The 18,469-nt window shown below is 34.8% G+C and carries 17 protein-coding genes, 2 tRNA genes and 2 rRNA genes (1 of these 21 only partly in view); 15 read left to right on the forward strand and 6 right to left on the reverse strand.

Annotated features, from left to right (window positions below; genetic code table 11):
* The 4 genes from H4V97_RS05220 to H4V97_RS05235 all read right to left on the reverse strand — a co-directional run.
* Window positions 1-904, reverse strand: a 23S ribosomal RNA gene (locus tag H4V97_RS05220) (it extends 1,983 nt beyond the left edge of the window).
* Between the two features lie 191 nt (window positions 905-1,095).
* Window positions 1,096-1,169: transfer RNA gene (locus tag H4V97_RS05225), tRNA-Ala, on the reverse strand.
* Window positions 1,170-1,316: 147 nt separating this feature from the next.
* A tRNA-Ile gene (locus H4V97_RS05230) sits at window positions 1,317-1,390 on the reverse strand.
* A gap of 215 nt (window positions 1,391-1,605) precedes the next feature.
* A 16S ribosomal RNA gene (locus H4V97_RS05235) occupies window positions 1,606-3,119 on the reverse strand.
* The 16S and 23S rRNA genes sit together here with 2 tRNA genes alongside, the layout of an rRNA operon.
* A gap of 1,045 nt (window positions 3,120-4,164) precedes the next feature.
* Here H4V97_RS05235 and thrS point away from each other — a divergent pair.
* The 15 genes from thrS to H4V97_RS05310 all read left to right on the forward strand — a co-directional run bounded on the left by thrS (window position 4,165) and on the right by H4V97_RS05310 (window position 16,529).
* Window positions 4,165-6,111 (forward strand): threonine--tRNA ligase, encoded by a 1,947-nt coding sequence (gene thrS / locus H4V97_RS05240; RefSeq protein ID WP_196851420.1) that lies wholly within the window; start codon window positions 4,165-4,167, stop codon window positions 6,109-6,111.
* 16 nt (window positions 6,112-6,127) lie between these two features.
* Window positions 6,128-6,685: a translation initiation factor IF-3 gene (gene infC / locus H4V97_RS05245; protein ID WP_379852977.1), complete on the forward strand. Its 558-nt coding sequence runs from the start codon at window positions 6,128-6,130 to the stop codon at window positions 6,683-6,685.
* 103 nt (window positions 6,686-6,788) lie between these two features.
* A complete protein-coding gene (gene rpmI, locus H4V97_RS05250; RefSeq protein ID WP_022827375.1) occupies window positions 6,789-6,986 on the forward strand; it encodes a 50S ribosomal protein L35 in 198 nt (65 codons plus the stop codon).
* 149 nt (window positions 6,987-7,135) lie between these two features.
* Window positions 7,136-7,480: a 50S ribosomal protein L20 gene (gene rplT / locus H4V97_RS05255; RefSeq protein WP_091205336.1), complete on the forward strand. Its 345-nt coding sequence runs from the start codon at window positions 7,136-7,138 to the stop codon at window positions 7,478-7,480.
* A gap of 495 nt (window positions 7,481-7,975) precedes the next feature.
* Window positions 7,976-8,485: a nuclear transport factor 2 family protein gene (locus H4V97_RS05260; protein ID WP_196851421.1), complete on the forward strand. Its 510-nt coding sequence runs from the start codon at window positions 7,976-7,978 to the stop codon at window positions 8,483-8,485.
* A gap of 62 nt (window positions 8,486-8,547) precedes the next feature.
* Window positions 8,548-8,676, forward strand: coding sequence for a hypothetical protein (locus H4V97_RS15935; protein ID WP_255549347.1), 129 nt, complete (start codon window positions 8,548-8,550; stop codon window positions 8,674-8,676).
* Between the two features lie 871 nt (window positions 8,677-9,547).
* Window positions 9,548-10,030 carry a nuclear transport factor 2 family protein gene (locus H4V97_RS05270; RefSeq protein WP_196851422.1) on the forward strand — a complete coding sequence of 161 codons (483 nt, stop codon included), beginning with the start codon at window positions 9,548-9,550 and terminating at the stop codon, window positions 10,028-10,030.
* A gap of 97 nt (window positions 10,031-10,127) precedes the next feature.
* Window positions 10,128-10,619 carry a nuclear transport factor 2 family protein gene (locus H4V97_RS05275; protein ID WP_209549126.1) on the forward strand — a complete coding sequence of 164 codons (492 nt, stop codon included), beginning with the start codon at window positions 10,128-10,130 and terminating at the stop codon, window positions 10,617-10,619.
* Between the two features lie 584 nt (window positions 10,620-11,203).
* Window positions 11,204-12,931, forward strand: coding sequence for a tetratricopeptide repeat-containing sensor histidine kinase (locus H4V97_RS05280; protein ID WP_196851424.1), 1,728 nt, complete (start codon window positions 11,204-11,206; stop codon window positions 12,929-12,931).
* An 11-nt stretch (window positions 12,932-12,942) separates the two neighbouring features.
* On the forward strand, window positions 12,943-13,611 hold the full coding sequence (locus H4V97_RS05285) for a response regulator transcription factor (protein WP_196851425.1): 669 nt from the start codon (window positions 12,943-12,945) through the stop codon (window positions 13,609-13,611).
* 222 nt (window positions 13,612-13,833) lie between these two features.
* Window positions 13,834-14,121, forward strand: a complete 288-nt coding sequence (locus H4V97_RS05290; protein ID WP_196851426.1) for a hypothetical protein — start codon at window positions 13,834-13,836, stop codon at window positions 14,119-14,121.
* A 115-nt stretch (window positions 14,122-14,236) separates the two neighbouring features.
* Window positions 14,237-14,539 carry a hypothetical protein gene (locus H4V97_RS05295; RefSeq protein WP_196851427.1) on the forward strand — a complete coding sequence of 101 codons (303 nt, stop codon included), beginning with the start codon at window positions 14,237-14,239 and terminating at the stop codon, window positions 14,537-14,539.
* A 19-nt stretch (window positions 14,540-14,558) separates the two neighbouring features.
* The gene (locus H4V97_RS05300) at window positions 14,559-14,699 is read left to right on the forward strand and encodes a hypothetical protein (RefSeq protein WP_196851428.1); all 141 of its coding nucleotides are present in this window, start codon (window positions 14,559-14,561) and stop codon (window positions 14,697-14,699) included.
* A gap of 434 nt (window positions 14,700-15,133) precedes the next feature.
* The gene (locus tag H4V97_RS05305; RefSeq protein ID WP_196851429.1) at window positions 15,134-15,541 is read left to right on the forward strand and encodes a hypothetical protein; all 408 of its coding nucleotides are present in this window, start codon (window positions 15,134-15,136) and stop codon (window positions 15,539-15,541) included.
* Window positions 15,542-15,725: 184 nt separating this feature from the next.
* A complete protein-coding gene (locus H4V97_RS05310) occupies window positions 15,726-16,529 on the forward strand; it encodes an endonuclease/exonuclease/phosphatase family protein (RefSeq protein WP_196851430.1) in 804 nt (267 codons plus the stop codon).
* Here the strand turns inward: H4V97_RS05310 and H4V97_RS05315 are convergent, their stop codons facing one another.
* Window positions 16,530-17,372, reverse strand: a complete 843-nt coding sequence (locus H4V97_RS05315) for an isoaspartyl peptidase/L-asparaginase (RefSeq protein WP_196851431.1) — start codon at window positions 17,370-17,372, stop codon at window positions 16,530-16,532.
* Between the two features lie 112 nt (window positions 17,373-17,484).
* A complete protein-coding gene (locus tag H4V97_RS05320) occupies window positions 17,485-18,357 on the reverse strand; it encodes a cyanophycinase (protein WP_196851432.1) in 873 nt (290 codons plus the stop codon).
* Window positions 18,358-18,469: the final 112 nt, after the last annotated feature.

Raw genomic sequence — 18,469 nt, forward strand, 5'->3', positions numbered from 1 at the left:
AATCAGTAGCTCTACCTCTATATAACTTTACGCATAACGCTGCACCTAAATGCATTTCGGGGAGTACGAGCTATTTCCGAGTTTGATTGGCCTTTCACCCCTACCCACAGGTCATCCGAAGACTTTTCAACGTCAACCGGTTCGGACCTCCACACTGTGTTACCAGCGCTTCATCCTGCCCATGGGTAGATCACACGGTTTCGCGTCTAACACTACTGACTAAAGCGCCCTATTCAGACTCGCTTTCGCTACGGATCCGTGGCTTAACCACTTATCCTTGCCAGCAACGTTAACTCGTAGGCTCATTATGCAAAAGGCACGCCGTCACCCCACGAAAGGGCTCCGACCGCTTGTAAGCGTATGGTTTCAGGATCTATTTCACTCCGTTATTCACGGTTCTTTTCACCTTTCCCTCACGGTACTGGTTCACTATCGGTCTCTCAGGAGTATTTAGCCTTAGCGGATGGTCCCGCCAAATTCAGACAGGATTTCTCGTGTCCCGCCCTACTCAGGATACCACTATCGTTATCTTCTATTACTTATACAGGGCTATCACCTTCTTTGGCTCTACTTTCCAGTAGATTCTAATTCTATCCGCAACAAATGTCGTGGTCCTACAACCCCAAATATGCCGTAACATGTTTGGTTTGGGCTAATCCGCGTTCGCTCGCCACTACTTACGGAATCACTTTTGTTTTCTTCTCCTCCGCCTACTTAGATGTTTCAGTTCAGCGGGTTTGCCCACCTATCGGTGTACTATGTCTTCAACATAGTGGGTTGCCCCATTCAGGTATCTACGGATCAATTCGTGTGTGCCAATCCCCGTAGCTTTTCGCAGCTTATCACGCCTTTCATCGCCTCTGAGAGCCAAGGCATCCCCCATACGCCCTTATTTTGCTTATTGTACCAATCTCGTTAATTAAAACGAGACCGTTTCTTTTACTTGTCTAATGATAAACAAGCAAAAAATGCTTTCTACTTTTTATTATTTTCTTATCTCAATATGTCAATGAACTTTAATAAGTATCAAGATTTTTGTATTAAGTATTAAGATTTATCTTGATACTTGGTACTTTTTTCTTTGTACTTCTTTTGTGGAGAATAACGGAGTCGAACCGTTGACCTCCTGCGTGCAAGGCAGGCGCTCTAGCCAGCTGAGCTAATCCCCCAATCTTTTTTAATTATGAATTGTGAATTATGAATTATGAATTAATGTAATTCGTAATCTTTCAACCCTAGAATTTCCTTTGAATCTATTTATATGAACTTTTTATTCTCAATTCGTAATTCATAATTCTGAATTCGTAATTGTTTTGTTGTCTCGGACAGACTCGAACTGTCGACCCCTACATTATCAGTGTAATACTCTAACCAGCTGAGCTACGAGACAAGGTGATTTCTGATTTTTGATTGTTGATTCCTGATTTTTGATGTTTTCACATCTTAAATCCCAAATCTTAAATCTTAAATCCTAAATCGTTATCTTTAACTTAAATTGTATTATTTGAACTAACAGCAAGAGTAATATAATGTCTTTATTTGTTTCCACTTCGACTTTTCGTCTTCTTTCCCTAGCGTGTATTACTACTAACACTAAGGCTCTAGAAAGGAGGTGTTCCAGCCGCACCTTCCGGTACGGCTACCTTGTTACGACTTAGCCCTAGTTACCAGTTTTACCCTAGGCAGCTCCTTGCGGTCACCGACTTCAGGCACCCCCAGCTTCCATGGCTTGACGGGCGGTGTGTACAAGGCCCGGGAACGTATTCACCGGATCATGGCTGATATCCGATTACTAGCGATTCCAGCTTCACGGAGTCGAGTTGCAGACTCCGATCCGAACTGTGACCGGTTTTGTAGATTCGCTCCTGGTCGCCCAGTGGCTGCTCTCTGTACCGGCCATTGTAGCACGTGTGTAGCCCAAGGCGTAAGGGCCGTGATGATTTGACGTCATCCCCACCTTCCTCTCAGTTTGCACTGGCAGTCTCGTTAGAGTTCCCGACATGACTCGCTGGCAACTAACGACAGGGGTTGCGCTCGTTATAGGACTTAACCTGACACCTCACGGCACGAGCTGACGACAACCATGCAGCACCTTGTAAATTGTCTTGCGAAAAGTCTGTTTCCAAACCGGTCAATCTACATTTAAGCCTTGGTAAGGTTCCTCGCGTATCATCGAATTAAACCACATGCTCCACCGCTTGTGCGGGCCCCCGTCAATTCCTTTGAGTTTCATTCTTGCGAACGTACTCCCCAGGTGGGATACTTATCACTTTCGCTTAGCCACTGAGATTGCTCCCAACAGCTAGTATCCATCGTTTACGGCGTGGACTACCAGGGTATCTAATCCTGTTCGCTACCCACGCTTTCGTCCATCAGCGTCAATCCATTAGTAGTAACCTGCCTTCGCAATTGGTATTCCATGTAATCTCTAAGCATTTCACCGCTACACTACATATTCTAGTTACTTCCTAATAATTCAAGTCTAGCAGTATCAATGGCCGTTCCACCGTTGAGCGATGGGCTTTCACCACTGACTTACTAGACCGCCTACGGACCCTTTAAACCCAATGATTCCGGATAACGCTTGGATCCTCCGTATTACCGCGGCTGCTGGCACGGAGTTAGCCGATCCTTATTCTTACAGTACCGTCAATCTTCCACACGTGAAAGGGTTTCTTCCTGTACAAAAGCAGTTTACAATCCATAGGACCGTCATCCTGCACGCGGCATGGCTGGATCAGGCTTGCGCCCATTGTCCAATATTCCTCACTGCTGCCTCCCGTAGGAGTCTGGTCCGTGTCTCAGTACCAGTGTGGGGGATCTCCCTCTCAGGACCCCTACCCATCGTTGCCTTGGTATGCCGTTACCATACCAACTAGCTAATGGGACGCATGCTCATCTTTCACCGATAAATCTTTAAATACATCTTGATGCCAAGTCGTATTACTATAAGGTATTAATCCAAATTTCTCTGGGCTATCCCTTTGTGAAAGGTAGATTGCATACGCGTTACGCACCCGTGCGCCGGTCTCTAATTCCGAAGAACTATACCCCTCGACTTGCATGTGTTAAGCCTGCCGCTAGCGTTCATCCTGAGCCAGGATCAAACTCTTCATCGTATATTGTGTGAGTTCGGATAAATCCGTTCTCTTTGTTTATTTGACTGAAGTCTCTAGTGGTTTTTTCAAATCTTTCGATTCTATTACTCTTTATTATTTGTCTCGCCTTTCGGACGAGACGGCTGTCAATTCAATATGTCTAGGAACGTGTTCTTCTTTTTTTAAACCGAATTTATTTCAGTTTCTTTGCCGTGATTCAAACTACTTAAAGTATCTCTCAAAGCGGGTGCAAAAGTGCAACTTCTTTTCTAATCTCGCAAGAAAAATTTAAAGTTTTTTTTGAAGATTTAAAACCTCCATTTCTTTATCTTTTCTTACCAGTCTTTCAAGGAACTTTGCATGTTTTGCGGGGTGCAAAAGTAATAATCAAAATCAAATCTCACAAGCTTTTTTTGATTTATTTTTAGAAATAATTTCTAATTCTAAACCCTATACTCACTTGCCAATCTTTTAATGAACTTATTCGCTGTTGCGGGTGCAAAAGTACCACCTTTATCGCGTTATTCAAGCTTTTTTAAACCTTTTTTTTGTCGTTTTCTTAATGTTTGCTTTAAAGCGCTGAAAACGTGAATTTTGAAAGAAAAAGTTTTTCAGCTCCCCTCCCGATCCCGAAACTTCGGGACGGGACTCACCCACGAAAAGGATGACTTTATCAGCAAAAACCGTCGATATCATTATATATAGGTAGTGGAAATAAAGTATTCTAAATAAATGCTCCGCTCCTATATATAAGGTAACAAATGAATACTAGTCAATGAAATCTCTCCTTTGTCGAAATGACAAAGTCGATAAAACAAGAAAGAACAAGATAAAACATGACGCCCTAGCCCCGATAGCAGTAAAAATCCTTTTATCGAGTTTCTTTGACGAGAGAAAAGATTGAAACGAATAGCGGGAAATAGCTCCCATATAAAAATACTGTTCTTTTTTAACTACTATATAATGAGTGTTGTTTTTGTTTTACACCTATATAGTAACAAACCTTACATATATATTGTATGTGTTTTCGTAATCCTTTATATTTGCATTCTTAAAATATCAAACAATGATTAAGATTACTTTGCCCGATGGGTCAGTTAGAGAGTATGCTTCAGGGGTAACTCCCATGGATGTTGCTAAAAGCATTAGTGAAGGATTTGCCAGAAATGTAATTTCGGCTTCTTTCAATGGTACAACTGTTGAAACTACAACTCCTTTGACGACGGATGGCAGTCTTATATTATATACATGGAATGACGAAGGCGGAAAAAAGGCATTCTGGCATTCTACTTCTCACGTAATGGCGCAGGTTCTGGAGGAAATGTATCCAGGAATAAAATTAACCCTTGGACCACCAATCTCGAATGGGTTTTACTATGACGTAGATTTTGAAGATCAAAAAATCACAGATGCTGACTTCAAGAAAATTGAGGATCGCGTTCTTGAGATTTCTAGAGGAAAACATGAATTTAAACTTCGTCCTGTTTCCAAAGCAGACGCATTAGAGCTATACAAAGACAATGTTTATAAAACAGAATTAATCACGAATCTGGAAGACGGCACAATCACGTTTTGTGATCATGATACTTTTACTGACTTATGTCGTGGTGGTCATATTCCGAATACTGGAATTATCAAGGCGATGAAAATCATGAGTGTTGCAGGTGCTTACTGGCGTGGTGATGAAAAAAATAAGCAATTGACACGCGTTTACGGTACTTCGTTTCCGAAACAAAAAGATTTGACGGAATACTTATTACTACTGGAAGAAGCAAAACGTCGTGATCACAGAAAACTGGGTAAAGAGCTTGAACTGTTTGCTTTTTCAGCAAAAGTAGGTCAAGGACTTCCGTTGTGGTTGCCAAAAGGCGCTGCACTTCGTGACAGATTAGAGCAGTTTTTGAAAAAAGCACAAAAGAAAGCAGGTTACGAACAAGTAGTTACTCCACATATTGGTCAAAAAGAATTATATGTAACTTCTGGTCATTATGCAAAATATGGTGCCGATAGCTTCCAACCGATAAGCACTCCGGCTGAAGGGGAAGAATTTCTATTGAAACCAATGAATTGCCCACATCACTGTGAAATATATAATGTAAGACCTTGGTCATACAAAGATTTACCAAAACGTTATGCTGAATTTGGTACTGTATACAGATACGAACAAAGTGGAGAGCTGCATGGCTTAACACGCGTTCGTGGGTTTACTCAGGATGATGCCCATATCTTTTGTACGCCAGATCAGCTTGACGAGGAATTTAAGAAAGTAATTGATTTAGTACTCTACGTGTTTTCTTCATTAGGATTCGAGAACTTCACCGCTCAGATTTCACTAAGAGATAAAGAAAACAGGGATAAATATATAGGTTCTGATGAAAACTGGGAAAAAGCAGAAAATGCGATTATTAACGCTGCTAAAGATAAAAACCTAGATACTGTTGTTGAATATGGCGAAGCTGCTTTCTATGGTCCAAAATTGGACTTCATGGTAAAAGATGCTTTGGGTAGACAATGGCAATTAGGAACAATTCAAGTAGATTACAACCTGCCTGAACGTTTTGATTTGACCTACAAAGGTTCTGATAACGAATTACATAGACCTGTAATGATTCACCGTGCGCCTTTTGGTTCAATGGAACGTTTTATTGCTATATTATTAGAGCACACTGCAGGAAATTTCCCGCTTTGGTTGATGCCGGAACAGGCTATTATATTGTCTTTGAGTGAGAAATATGAAATATATGCGAAAAAAGTTTTAGATTTGCTAGAAAATCACGAAATTCGCGCCCTCGTTGACAACAGAAGTGAGACAATAGGCAAGAAAATTAGAGACGCTGAAATGCAAAAAATCCCGTTTATGCTGATTGTAGGCGAGGAAGAAGAGAAAAACGGCACTATTTCTATCCGTCGCCATGGACAGGAAGGAAAAGGCAACATCAGCGTTACGATTGAAGAGTTTGCTGCAATAGTGGACGAAGAAATCAAAAAAACATTAAAAGTATTTACAGTTTAACTTAAATTATAAAGTCATAGCAATAAGAAGCAACAGAGGTTATCAACCTCGCGTAGAAAAAAAGGATGCACACAGAATAAACAATCTTATTCGTGGTGTACAAGAAGTACGTCTTGTAGGTGAAAATATTGAGCCAGGAGTTTTTAAACTTTCTGAAGCTCTAAGATTAGCTGATCAATTTGAATTAGATCTAGTTGAGATTTCGCCTAATGCAGAGCCACCGGTTTGTAAAATCATGGATTACAAGAAATTTGTTTACGAACAAAAGAAACGTGATAAAATTCTAAAAGCGAAATCTACGCAAGTAGTCGTTAAAGAAATTCGTTTTGGTCCTCAAACTGATGAGCATGATTATGAGTTTAAAAGAAAGAATGCTGAGAAATTCTTGAAAGAAGGTGCAAAATTGAAAGCTTTTGTATTCTTTAAAGGACGTTCAATTATCTACAAAGATCAAGGTCAAATCTTATTATTGAGATTAGCGACAGATTTAGAAGAATTTGGTAAAGTGGAAGCGATGCCGGTTCTTGAAGGAAAGAGAATGATTATGTTCATTGCTCCGAAGAAAAAGAAGTAAGCAGTTAGCAGTCTCTGTTTTCAGTTTTCAGACTGTAAACTGAAAACAGAGACTGAAAACTAAAAAATAAGTAAGTAAGAATAAATTAAAACACTAGGAAAAAATGCCTAAAATGAAAACCAAATCTAGCGCCAAGAAACGTTTTAAAGTTACTGGTTCTGGAAAGATTAAAAGAAAGCACGCTTTTAAAAGTCACATCTTGACTAAAAAATCTAAAAAACGTAAATTAGCTTTGACACATTCAGCGCTAGTTCACAAAACGGATATGAAAAGCATCAAACAACAATTAAGAATTATCTAATAAAAGTATCAAGTCTTGAGAATTAAGTATTAAGACAAAAGCTTATAGATTTTCTTTAGGTTAAAAAAATTTAAAATAACCTTGGAGTAAGGCCTTTAAGTTCTCTTGATTCAATTCGGGACGCCTGCTACAAAAAAACAATAAAAATTATGCCAAGAGCGGTAAATTCAGTTGCTAAAAGAGCAAGAAGAAAAAAAATAATGAAGCAAGCCAAAGGTTTCTTTGGTCGTCGTAAAAACGTTTGGACAGTTGCTAAGAATGCGGTAGAGAAAGCAATGTGCTACGCTTACCGTGACAGAAAAGTGAACAAAAGAAATTTCCGTGCTTTATGGATTCAACGTATCAACGCTGGAGCTAGATTGGAAGGAATGTCTTATTCACAATTCATGGGTAAAGTAAAAGCTAACGGAATCGAATTGAACCGTAAAGTTCTTGCAGATTTAGCTATGAACCACCCTGAAGCTTTCAAAGCTGTACTTAATAAAGTAAAATAAACGTTTTATCAACTCAATTTAGATTACTTACTTATATAGAAACCTCAATCGAAAGATTGGGGTTTTTTTTTGAATAATTTTGGCGCGCCTTGGCCAAAAAGGCGGATCACGCTGTTCGTTGTATTCGCCATTTACAAACCTACGACTGTACCTTGTTTTACAAAATCGCGAGTTGCCGCTGCCATAGCTCATGCAATCAATGAAATATCTAAAATTTTATAAAAAGTATAAAAACCAAATATTCATATAATATATTGAATATCAGATATATATATTTTAATTTTTAAAATTTATTTTTTATCTTTATATCAGTTTAATGCTTTTCATTAAGTAAAAGAAAGCCAATACTTTCAAAATCCTCACCATTTTGATTGTTACAGATGAGATGATAATTGAGGGGATCCAGAATTCAGTTACGCTACAAAAAAAATAAAGCTCCATTCGATACCTACAATAAATAAAAGTCCTTATAACTCTAATTTAAAAATGGAAAAAATGAAAAAACTATTCTTATTAGGATTTGCAACAATCCTTTTCGTAGCATGTAAACAAGAAGTACGCTACACACAAAAATCTGCAGAAATTGACACCTATAAAAAAGTTATGGAGGATTACAAAAACCAAAACTGGGAAGATTATCCAAAACACTACGCAGATACAGCAAAAGTAATGAGTAATGTAACCCGAAAAAAAGCTCTAACGGTGGCGCAAGCCATTGAAAAAAGCAAAGAAGATGCAAAATTATTTACTTGGGTTGTAAAAGATGATGATTACGAAATGGTGGTAACTGACAAAGGTGAAACTTGGGTTAACTATTGGGGTTTATGGACAGGAACATTAAAATCCACCAAAAAAGTTTATGAAATTCCTTTTCATAATACAGCACGATTTATCGATGGTAAAATTGTTCAAGAAAATGGCTATTGGAATAATTCAGAAATTGTAACCGATATGTTATCAGTGGCTAAAACTCCTACTTCTGAAACTACTAAAACACAAAAATAATTATTAATTCCAAAACTGTTCATGATAAAGAGGTGAATAGGTTTATTTTTAAATTTAATTTTATGAAAAAAGTAGGCATCATTGGTGGTGCAGGATCCATAGGAAGAGATATCACCAAGGCATTTTTAGACAATGGTTTTGTAGTCAAATTATCGGCAACAGGTAGTACTCGTAAGGATAAATGGTACTAAATAACGCAAAGAATTTATACATCAGCAAGGCGAATGTGGAATAAAAGACGATTTTACTGGATTTTGTTTCAGATTGTGATATTGTCATTCACGGTGGATTGCCCTTTATTTTGGACGTTCATGATCTAAAAACCGAATTATTTGATCCAACTATAAACGGAACCGAAAATATTCTGGAAGACATTAAAAAACAAATCCGGAATTGAGAAATTAGTTTTTATTGCTTCGGTCGCAGCTTGGAATACTAATTTTCCATTGCCAGCAGGAGGAAAAAGTTTTACAGATGCTTTTGACGAAAGCGATACCAAATTTACAAGTTATGAAAGTCATCCGTATGCGCAAGCTAAGTTTATGCCAACGAAAAGGTCGAAAAATTCATTAACGATAATAGCCCTATATCTTTCGAAATCAGTTCGGTTTCGCCTGTTTTTGTCGGTGGAAAATCAATGTCAAATCGAGAAGATTCCGCTTCCACTTGATTACAGTTTTAGATAAAAAAAAATAGCACCAGATTCATTTGTACAAGCGTTATACGACAACGATGTGGCTTTTGCCATCGTAAATGTTGAAGTTGTTGCTCAAGCTAATTGTAAAACAGCCATTACCAAATGATTGCACGGGAAGAATTATTTGTTGAGTAGCGAAACTTATTCTATATCCGCAATGAATATGCTGCTTAATCTAGAAGAACCAATCGAAAAATCAAGCATTATTTATAAAAATGATTTGGCAAAGAAGGATTTGAGAGTCCAATTTAAACAGACAAAAGAAACATTGCACAATTACTGAAACTGAAACCAAAGTAGCCGAAAATTAAATAGAAAAAGTAAAAAAGTGCGGCGTCAGCACGATAATCACTGACAAAATTAAAATGAAAAACATATTATTTGGACTGGTTATACTTGGTATGACCATCTTGCCCTCCATTTCTAATGCACAAGGAAACAATCAACAAATTGCAGATGAAGTAATGAACATGGTTAAAGCACAATGGGCTGCTCAAGCCGCTGACCCAACCAATGCTGCTGAAATGGACAAAAACACTGCCGATGATTACACTGAATTTAATGCGAGTTTTGCCACACGCATTGATGGCAAAGCATTATCATCCAGATTAGCTGAAGCATCAGGAAAAGATCCGTCTCGTAGACTTGCTGCAGAAATGCTAAATCCTAAAGTACAAGTTTATGGTGACGTGGCGATTCTTTCCTATAATTTTGCTGGTGAAGTAAAAAACAAAGATGGCGAAGTTAAACCAACACGTGCAAAATCAACACGTGTGTATGCAAAAATAAATGGGAAATGGAAATTAGTGCATGCTAATTTTGCTGCAGACCCAATGCCAAAGGACTAAAAAAACATCCTCTGCAAATCAATCTGTACCGAAGAATTGCACTTTGGCACAGATTGATTTTGCTTACTAATTACTCAAACTAAAAAATTATTCAAAAATGAAAAAATCAATCTTATTAACTTTAGCTTTTTTAAGCATAGCAACAGTGTTTGCTCAAGGTAAAAGAGAAGTTAAAAAAGCAACTTCAATGATTGAAAATATTGCAATTATTGACAACTTATACAAAGCATTTGCAACTGGTGATATTCCTACGGTTTTGGCTAGCATGGATGCTAAAATTGTTTGGAATGAAGCTGAAGGAAATGCTTATGCTGATGGCAATCCCTACATTGGGCCGGAAGCTGTTTTAAATGGTATTTTTGCTCGTATAGGTGCAGAACATGAATACTTTACTCTTACCGATATTAAATTACACAACATGGATAATAATCAAGTATTGGCAACACTGCGATATAAAGCAAAACTTAAAAAAAATGGGACTGAATTTGATGCACAAGCAGCGCATCTTTGGTCTTTAAAAAACGGAAAAGTGATTGCATTTCAGCAATATGTTGATACAAAAAAATTAAATGATGCAAACAGCAAATAATGACTTTAACTACTAATTATAACTTTATAATTTGTGCAAAAATCAATATTACTCCTGTTTTTATTTATAATTTGAGACTTCTTTTGGGATACAAGAAACAAGAACATTTATTTTTAATCCGATTGCATTATCAATAGAAGGCAGTGATAAAGCGATTCATTTTTAGAAAGAAGTACCGCAACTCCACGAAATAACGAATCTCACGAAACTTAAAGGTATTCGCTGGTACTCCTTCACTGACGGAAATGAATTGTATCTATTTTCAATTCTTATAGCGCCCGTTAGCATAAATAAAGCATCATATTTTTCTTTACCAAAAGTAAATTTATAAGATTTTATAAACCGGCTTACGGTCCTTATAATCAAGTATTCTGATTGACCTCAAAAACTAAAACTGTTAGTAACCTTCGGGATGGTGTAAAACAAATTTTCTTATTAAATATGAACTTATTTCATATTCTAAAACCCCATTCGAAACTTTGGGGTATTTTGTTTTTAGAGGCTAAAAATTAAAGAAATTCTGTTTTAATTTTAAAACAGAGAAATCATTTTTGTATAATAATTAAAAATTGTATTTTCGATGAATGGTACGACAAAAGTCACATTTTCCGGTTTTTATTTTACTGCTTCTTCTGATTCTCTCTTTTCAATCCTGTGAAAAGAAAACGCAACATATTCCTAAAAAAAATCACAATGTAGCTGCGATTAATCGTCTTATTGACCTTGGAGACAAATATTTTGAAAGTGGTAAATATGATAGTTCCTATTACTATTTCTTAAAAGCGAAATCCATATGCGATCCCAAAAAAGACCAATCTAAAATTATTTATGTCATTTCGAATTTAGCTACCATTCAACAGAACCAAGGAGATTACTCTGGAAGTGAGGCTACTGCAATGGAGGCTTTCCCTATCCTAGAAACGACCACAAATCCCAAATACAAATGGAACATCTATACCATACTAGGTCTGAACTATTTGAATACATTGGATAATAAAACAGCATTATATTATTTTTCCAAAGCACTGAATTTAAAAACCGATGCATACCGAAAAAATGGTACTAAAAATAATATTGCTTTAGTTCATATAGAAAATGAGAACTACAAGAAAGCAATACAAATTCTAATACCTATGACTTCAGAAATAGAAGTCATAAAAGATTCAATTAATTATATTAGAACGATTTCCAACATAGGTTACTGTTATAACAAAATGTCAAGTCCAAAAGCATTTTACTATTTGAATAGATCTTTAAAAATTCGATTACAAATAAAAGATGAGCTGGGAATTGTCGGGAGTTATTATAACCTCTCCACTTTTTACAAAAAAAGTAATCCAAATTTAGCTATAGCTTATGCTAAATTAGCTTACGAGAAAACAACTAGATATAATGCAGTAGATGATCGACTAAAATGTTTAGAACAATTAATACAAATTAGTTCGAGCAATCAAATAAAAAAATATTCTCTCGATTACATTCGCATTAATGACAGTATCCATAAAATAAGACAAAATGCGAAAAATCAATTTGCAAAAATCAAATACGATTCCAAGAAAGAACGAGATGAAAACCTAAAACTAAAATCCCAAAAGGTTAAGAATGAACTTCAATTAGAGCAACAAAAAAATAAAACTCTAATTCTCTTTTTAATTGTCGGAATTATTATTGCCTTCACTGGTTTTATATATTATTATTTGGTTACAAAACACAAAAGAGAAAATATTAAAACTTCCTACAATACCGAAGTTCGAATAGCAAAAAAACTCCATGACGAACTCGCAAATGATGTATATCAGGCCATGGCTTTCGCCGAAACACAAGATCTATCTACCGCCGATAATAAAGAAATCTTACTAAACAATCTAGACAATATTTATTCTAGAACCCGAAACATTTCTAGAAAAAACAGTACGATCGAAACAGGTTTGTCTTTTATACCCAACTTAAAGGAAATGATGTCCGGATTTAATACTACTGCAATCCATGTTTTAATAAATGGATTGGATATCATCAATTGGTCTGTTGTTGAAGATACTAAAAAAATTACCGTATATCGAATCCTTCAGGAACTGTTAGTTAACATGAAAAAACACAGTAAATCTAGTTTAGTCTTAATTTCTTTCAAAAAAAATGATAAAAAAATACAAATAGATTACAGTGATAATGGTGTCGGAGCTACTTTGGAAGAATTAAATTTCAAAAAAGGACTACAAAATGTGGAAAACCGTATTCTTGCTATAAAAGGAACAATTACTTTTGATACTAAATCAGGAAAAGGATTTAAAGTAAATATCCTATTCCCACTATAATCGATATCATTATGTTTAATAAAGTTTTAGTTGCAGAAGATTTAGATAGTATTAGCATTGCGGTTGTTCAAGCACTAGAAGAAATTTCTATTGTAGAAATTCATCATTCTAAATATTGTGATGATGCCTTTTTGAAAGTAAAAAAAGCACTTCATGATAATGTACCCTATGACTTATTAATTAGTGATTTATCATTCAAAACAGACCATCGAGAAAATAGATTAAACTCCGGTGAAGAACTGATTGAAGCAGTAAAAAATGTACAACCAGATATCAAGACCATAGTATTTTCGATTGAAGATAAATCATTTAGAATACAATCTCTCTTTAATAATTTAGGAATTAATGCTTATGTTTCCAAAGGAAGGAAAAGTATTCCGGAACTTCAAAACGCAATTCAACGTATTCATTGCACTGACGAAAAAATAATCTCATCAGAATTATCTCATACTTTGAAAGACAAATCCATTTTTGAAATAGAAGCGTATGACATTTCCCTTTTAAAATTGTTATCTAAAGGACTTATTCTTGAAGAAATATCAGAAAATTTCAAAGAATCCGGAATAATTCCCAATGGTAGCAGCAGTATAGAAAAACGAATCAATAAACTTAAAGTATACTTTAAGGCTAATAACAATGTTCATCTTATAGCCTTAACTAAAGATTTAGGATTAGTATAATCCTAACCAATATCCCAAAGAGTCAGGACCTTTCCTAAAGAGTGCCAACCTGATAGCAAAACCAAACAACATCTATAGTTTTATACCAATTATAGCTGAGAGACTTTGATAAAAATAACTTTTCCTTTTTTTTGTAAAATAATTGACCTCATTACGGTTTCCCGTAAAGTACCTATTTTTTTTGGTCTTAGATTTGAAATCTGAACTTTAAAACTAAATAAAATGGCCAATTTTACAAATGAAGATTTAGCATTTACAGGATATTCACAAACGGTTGATGTGAGCACTTCTCTTAAATTTAATGACATTCAACAACGTTTATATATAGATAAGACGGAAGAATTTGAAGTAGTTCATTTCTGTAATCAATTTTTAGAGAAATATAAGGTCCCACAAACAAGAATAAGTTTTCAAAAAGTCGAGAGTTTATTGCAAAATTCTAACCTAGAAAATGAAGTGTACAGAGAAGGATTATTGGATTGGATTGCTAGTAACTGGGTTAAAATATAAATTATTTATTAAATACTATTGGTAACTGCCCTCACTTTTATTTGGCACTAAGATCTGTACAAAACCTAACTTGATTTATAGCATAATTTTTTGATTACTAAAAATCCACATAGCGATGATTAAGAAAAGCACGAAATTACCACTGAAAAATACAGAAAAAAAAATAGATACTTTAAATGAAAAATGGAATAAAAGACTAGACGATTTTGATAATTATGTAAAAGAATACATTACACATTACAAAAAGTCGATAAGAGGCAATTCAATTTCATTATTAAAATATCCTTATATGAAATCAAAATCGGAGGAAATAGGTTTAAAATTGAATAAAGCAGAAAAGAAGCAACTGTTAACGGAAAAGCAAATGCTAAGAAAATCAAAAATTAATTTAAAAATAATTAATACCTGTTGTGAATAAGTCTAATTATTAAAAACGAATGAGAAAAATTATATTGATAACGCTTACGCTACTTTTCACCAAATCATCATTTATTGCAAAACCCAAGAAACAAGAACATCAGATATATTACAATATTCAATTTAAATATGATGATGATCAAATAATGCACAAAAATTAAGTTGAATAAGGGGAACTTATACGGAATGAAGTAAAAAAAAGAGGGGTTCATTTTATGAAAGAATATATGTTTTTTTTACCTAAAATGAGGTTTACCGTATAATATTGCTTTTTAAAGAAAGTAACTTTGCAGTAGTAAAATGCAAGCAAAACGATGAAACTATTTCTTTTTTACATACCAAATATATTACAAACGATTCAGCTGGTAGTGATGGGTTTTGGCGCAACGTGCATACTATTTTTGATCTATAAAATTTGGAGAAATAGATAATAAGATAGCGTTTTCAAAAAATTAGATGAATATCGAAATACAAAATAGATATAAGATTAAAATACCATTTGATCGACTTACGGCAAAAAATTAAATAACAATATAGCAATTCTAGTAGCTAAAAAATTAGCTGAGATTCAACCAACAATCACAATTCGATAAAAATGAATTTAAATTATACATTTGAAGTCCTGAATTTAGAAGAAAACAAACTGATTTTAAGTTCTAAAAAAATAGAGAGTAGAGAAATTTTATTTACTGAATTAGATTCAATTTATATCTCTGTAAATAAATTCCCTTCATTTTCTGAATGTGTACCACTTTTATTTTCAATTGTAATTATCGCTTCATTCCTTTTGTATCTATCGCTTGACCTAATCTTATTTTTACCACCTTTAATAATTATCGTTTCTATTGCAAAAATGACCAGCTACAAAAGTTACGAATTAAAAATTCGTTTGAAAAATGGCACATGTTTGAAAAAGCAAGTACCATTAAAATTAAAACATGAAACGATTGATATTGTTAATGAAGTTCGAAAAGAAATTTATAATTATAAAATTAATAGCTAAAATAATAGTCGTATCAAGTACTTCTAATAAATGGTAGCTTCTTCTCATGAACCGATTTAAAAGTAAAACGTCATTATTATTTTAAAACAGTATATTTAGACAAAAACTATATCAAGTAGTTTTCTTCCTTTTAATAAATAAAAAGCGTTAATTTGAATCATCTATTAAAGGAACATCTCCATAAATGAAACCTCACTTTTTCCTCCTGCTTTTTCTAATTTACTCTGTTGGATTCTCACAAACGACACTCCTATCTTGGAACCTAGAAAATTTTGGCAAATCAAAATCAGAAGAAACGATAAATTATATCGCCAGTACATTAAGATGCTATGATATTATTGCTATACAGGAAGTTGTTGCTGGTTACGGCGGTGCTCAAGCAGTTGCAAAACTAGCCGATGAACTTAATCGTAAAGGAGAAAAATGGGATTATGTGATTAGTGATCCAACAAGCAGTAGTGCTTATAAAACGGAGCGCTACGCTTTTATTTGGAAATCGAGCAAAATTAAGAAAATTGGGAGCGCTTGGCTCGAAAAAAAATACCATTTGGAGATTGATAGAGAGCCTTATTTTTGCACGTTTCAATATGAGAGCAAGCAATTTACAGTTGCTAATTTTCACGCGATTACCAAAAATAAACAGCCCGAAACAGAGATTAAATATTTCAAATTTATACCAGCAGAATATCCTACCTTGAATTTAATTTTCGCAGGAGATTTTAATTGTCCGCAATCGCATACCGTTTTTAATCCTTTGAAAAAAATGGGTTATCAATCGATTTTGGAGAACCAGAAAACCTCATTGAAAAAAGAATGTAAAAACGAGAAATGCTTAGCTTCAGAATTTGACAATATGTATTATAATGACTCCAAAATCAACAGCATAAATTCCGGAATTATTTCGTTTTATAAAAATTTCAATTCACTTCAAGAAGCTAGAATAATTTCGGATCATATTCCTATTTGGTTTGAATTTTCCTTGAATTAACTACTCAAAAACTTCAAAATTATCCCCGTCAAAACTGGCAAAAAACATAGTGGGATGTGAGTCTTGGTGATACACATTTCCATTATTATCGATAGCAATTGCACCTGCAAAACCATCATACGGTTTGAGTTCTTCGAAGGTTTTAGTAAAGGCTTCTTGCAAAGAAAAACCATCAGTAACTCTGGTCACAATTTTTGCAGCTGTAGCATTGCTCACAATGTCCTCTCCCACTCCAGTTAAACTTACCCCGCAAAATGCATTGGCATAATTTCCTGCAACCGTTGCCGAATCTGAGATTCTTCCTGGAATTTCGAAACCTTTTCCTCCTGTAGAGGTGGCAACCGCAATTTTATTATTTTTATCTAATGCCACACAACCCACAGTTCCTGTTCCGCTGGCTTTTAGTTTTGCTTCAAATTCAGTTCGACGTTGTGGAATTTCAGTTGAAAAAGCAGGAAACCCATTTTGTCTAGCAAAATTAGTGGCTCCACTTCCGCCCAGCACTCTATCGTCATATTCCATCAATAATTGAGCAACTTGAACTGGATTTCGAACTTCTTCAATATTGATAACGCCACTCATTTTCTGAGTTTCACCATCCATTATTGCCGCACTCATTCTGATTTTTCCGTCGCTTTGTATTTGGGAACCAATTCCTGCATTAAACAACTCATCATCTTCAAGTAATGAAACAGCAAAAACCACCGTTTCTACTGCAGAATGCGTTTTTAAAAATTCATAAGAATCTTTAGCGATTCTCTCTAAGGCATTTTGCTTGGCTACTTTTGTCTCGTGATTGGTTGATGATTCCGAAAAAAAACCACCATGTATAATTATTTTCAAAGTAAAAATTTAAAGTTAAAATCAGTGTTAAAGTAAAAAGCGTCCAACAAATTTATAAATATGAAGTATCCATTTCCTTTATCTTTCATCAATGATATTGTCAGATCTAAAATTAAGTGTATTGCGAAGAATGAATATGCATTTTATGCGTTTCAAGATTATAAGTATCAAATTTACTCATGACATGTGTCACTAAATGCGAAATTGAAATGGGTTGACCTAATTCAACTTGTGTCAAATTCGTGTCTTTTATCTCACGCCCATCTACTAAAATTACTAACCCGGAACCTATCGCCTCCATATCCTTGTTATTCGTAATCAATAAACCAGTGTCCTCTCCAAGTCCAATTCCCAGTATTCTAGGATTGCCAACAACTGCTTGAAAAAGCCTTCCTATTCTTCCGCGTTGTACAAAATGCGTATCAATAATTACCCCATCTATCAATCCTAATCCGCTACTAATTTTCACTTCACCTTTCAATAAAGCTTCTGAACTACTTCCTTGGTAAATCATATTATTAGAAGCTGCCGCTGCTCCCGCAGATGTTCCTGCATAAATAAATTCTTCGTTGTGGTACTTATCCAATAAAATATCATGAAAAGGCGTCCCTCCAAGTATCGATGACAATCGCAATTGATCTCCTCCAGTAAACATCACAATATCGGCCGCTTTTAAACGATTTAAAATAGTCTCATCCGATGCTTGTTCTCTTCGTACAATGTCAAGTATATCAATGTTTTTAGCATTCAAATATGCAAATGCTTTAATATATTCAGGACCAATTTCTTTTGGAATAACCGAAGCTGTTGTAATGACTTCTATACGAGAATTCTCTTTATGCTTTGATTCATTAATAATCCTTTTCAAAATGCCAGTTTCAAAAAAATTTAAATTGCTTACCGCATTTTTATCCAAATTGGTTTCAGTAAAACTTCCTTTATCTACCGCACCTCCTATTATTATAAGTTTTCCTAATATATTCATTTTGTAAAAATAACCAAAAAGATAAAAGAAGCACTTGAACTTTACTATTTTTTTGAATAATTTTAGGCCTTACACTATTTGTTAATTTAAAAATAATAAATTTTGATTTGGA

Origin of the sequence: Flavobacterium sp. CG_23.5, assembly GCF_017875765.1 — a bacterium.
In the GTDB taxonomy this organism is placed as follows: Bacteria; Bacteroidota; Bacteroidia; order Flavobacteriales; family Flavobacteriaceae; genus Flavobacterium.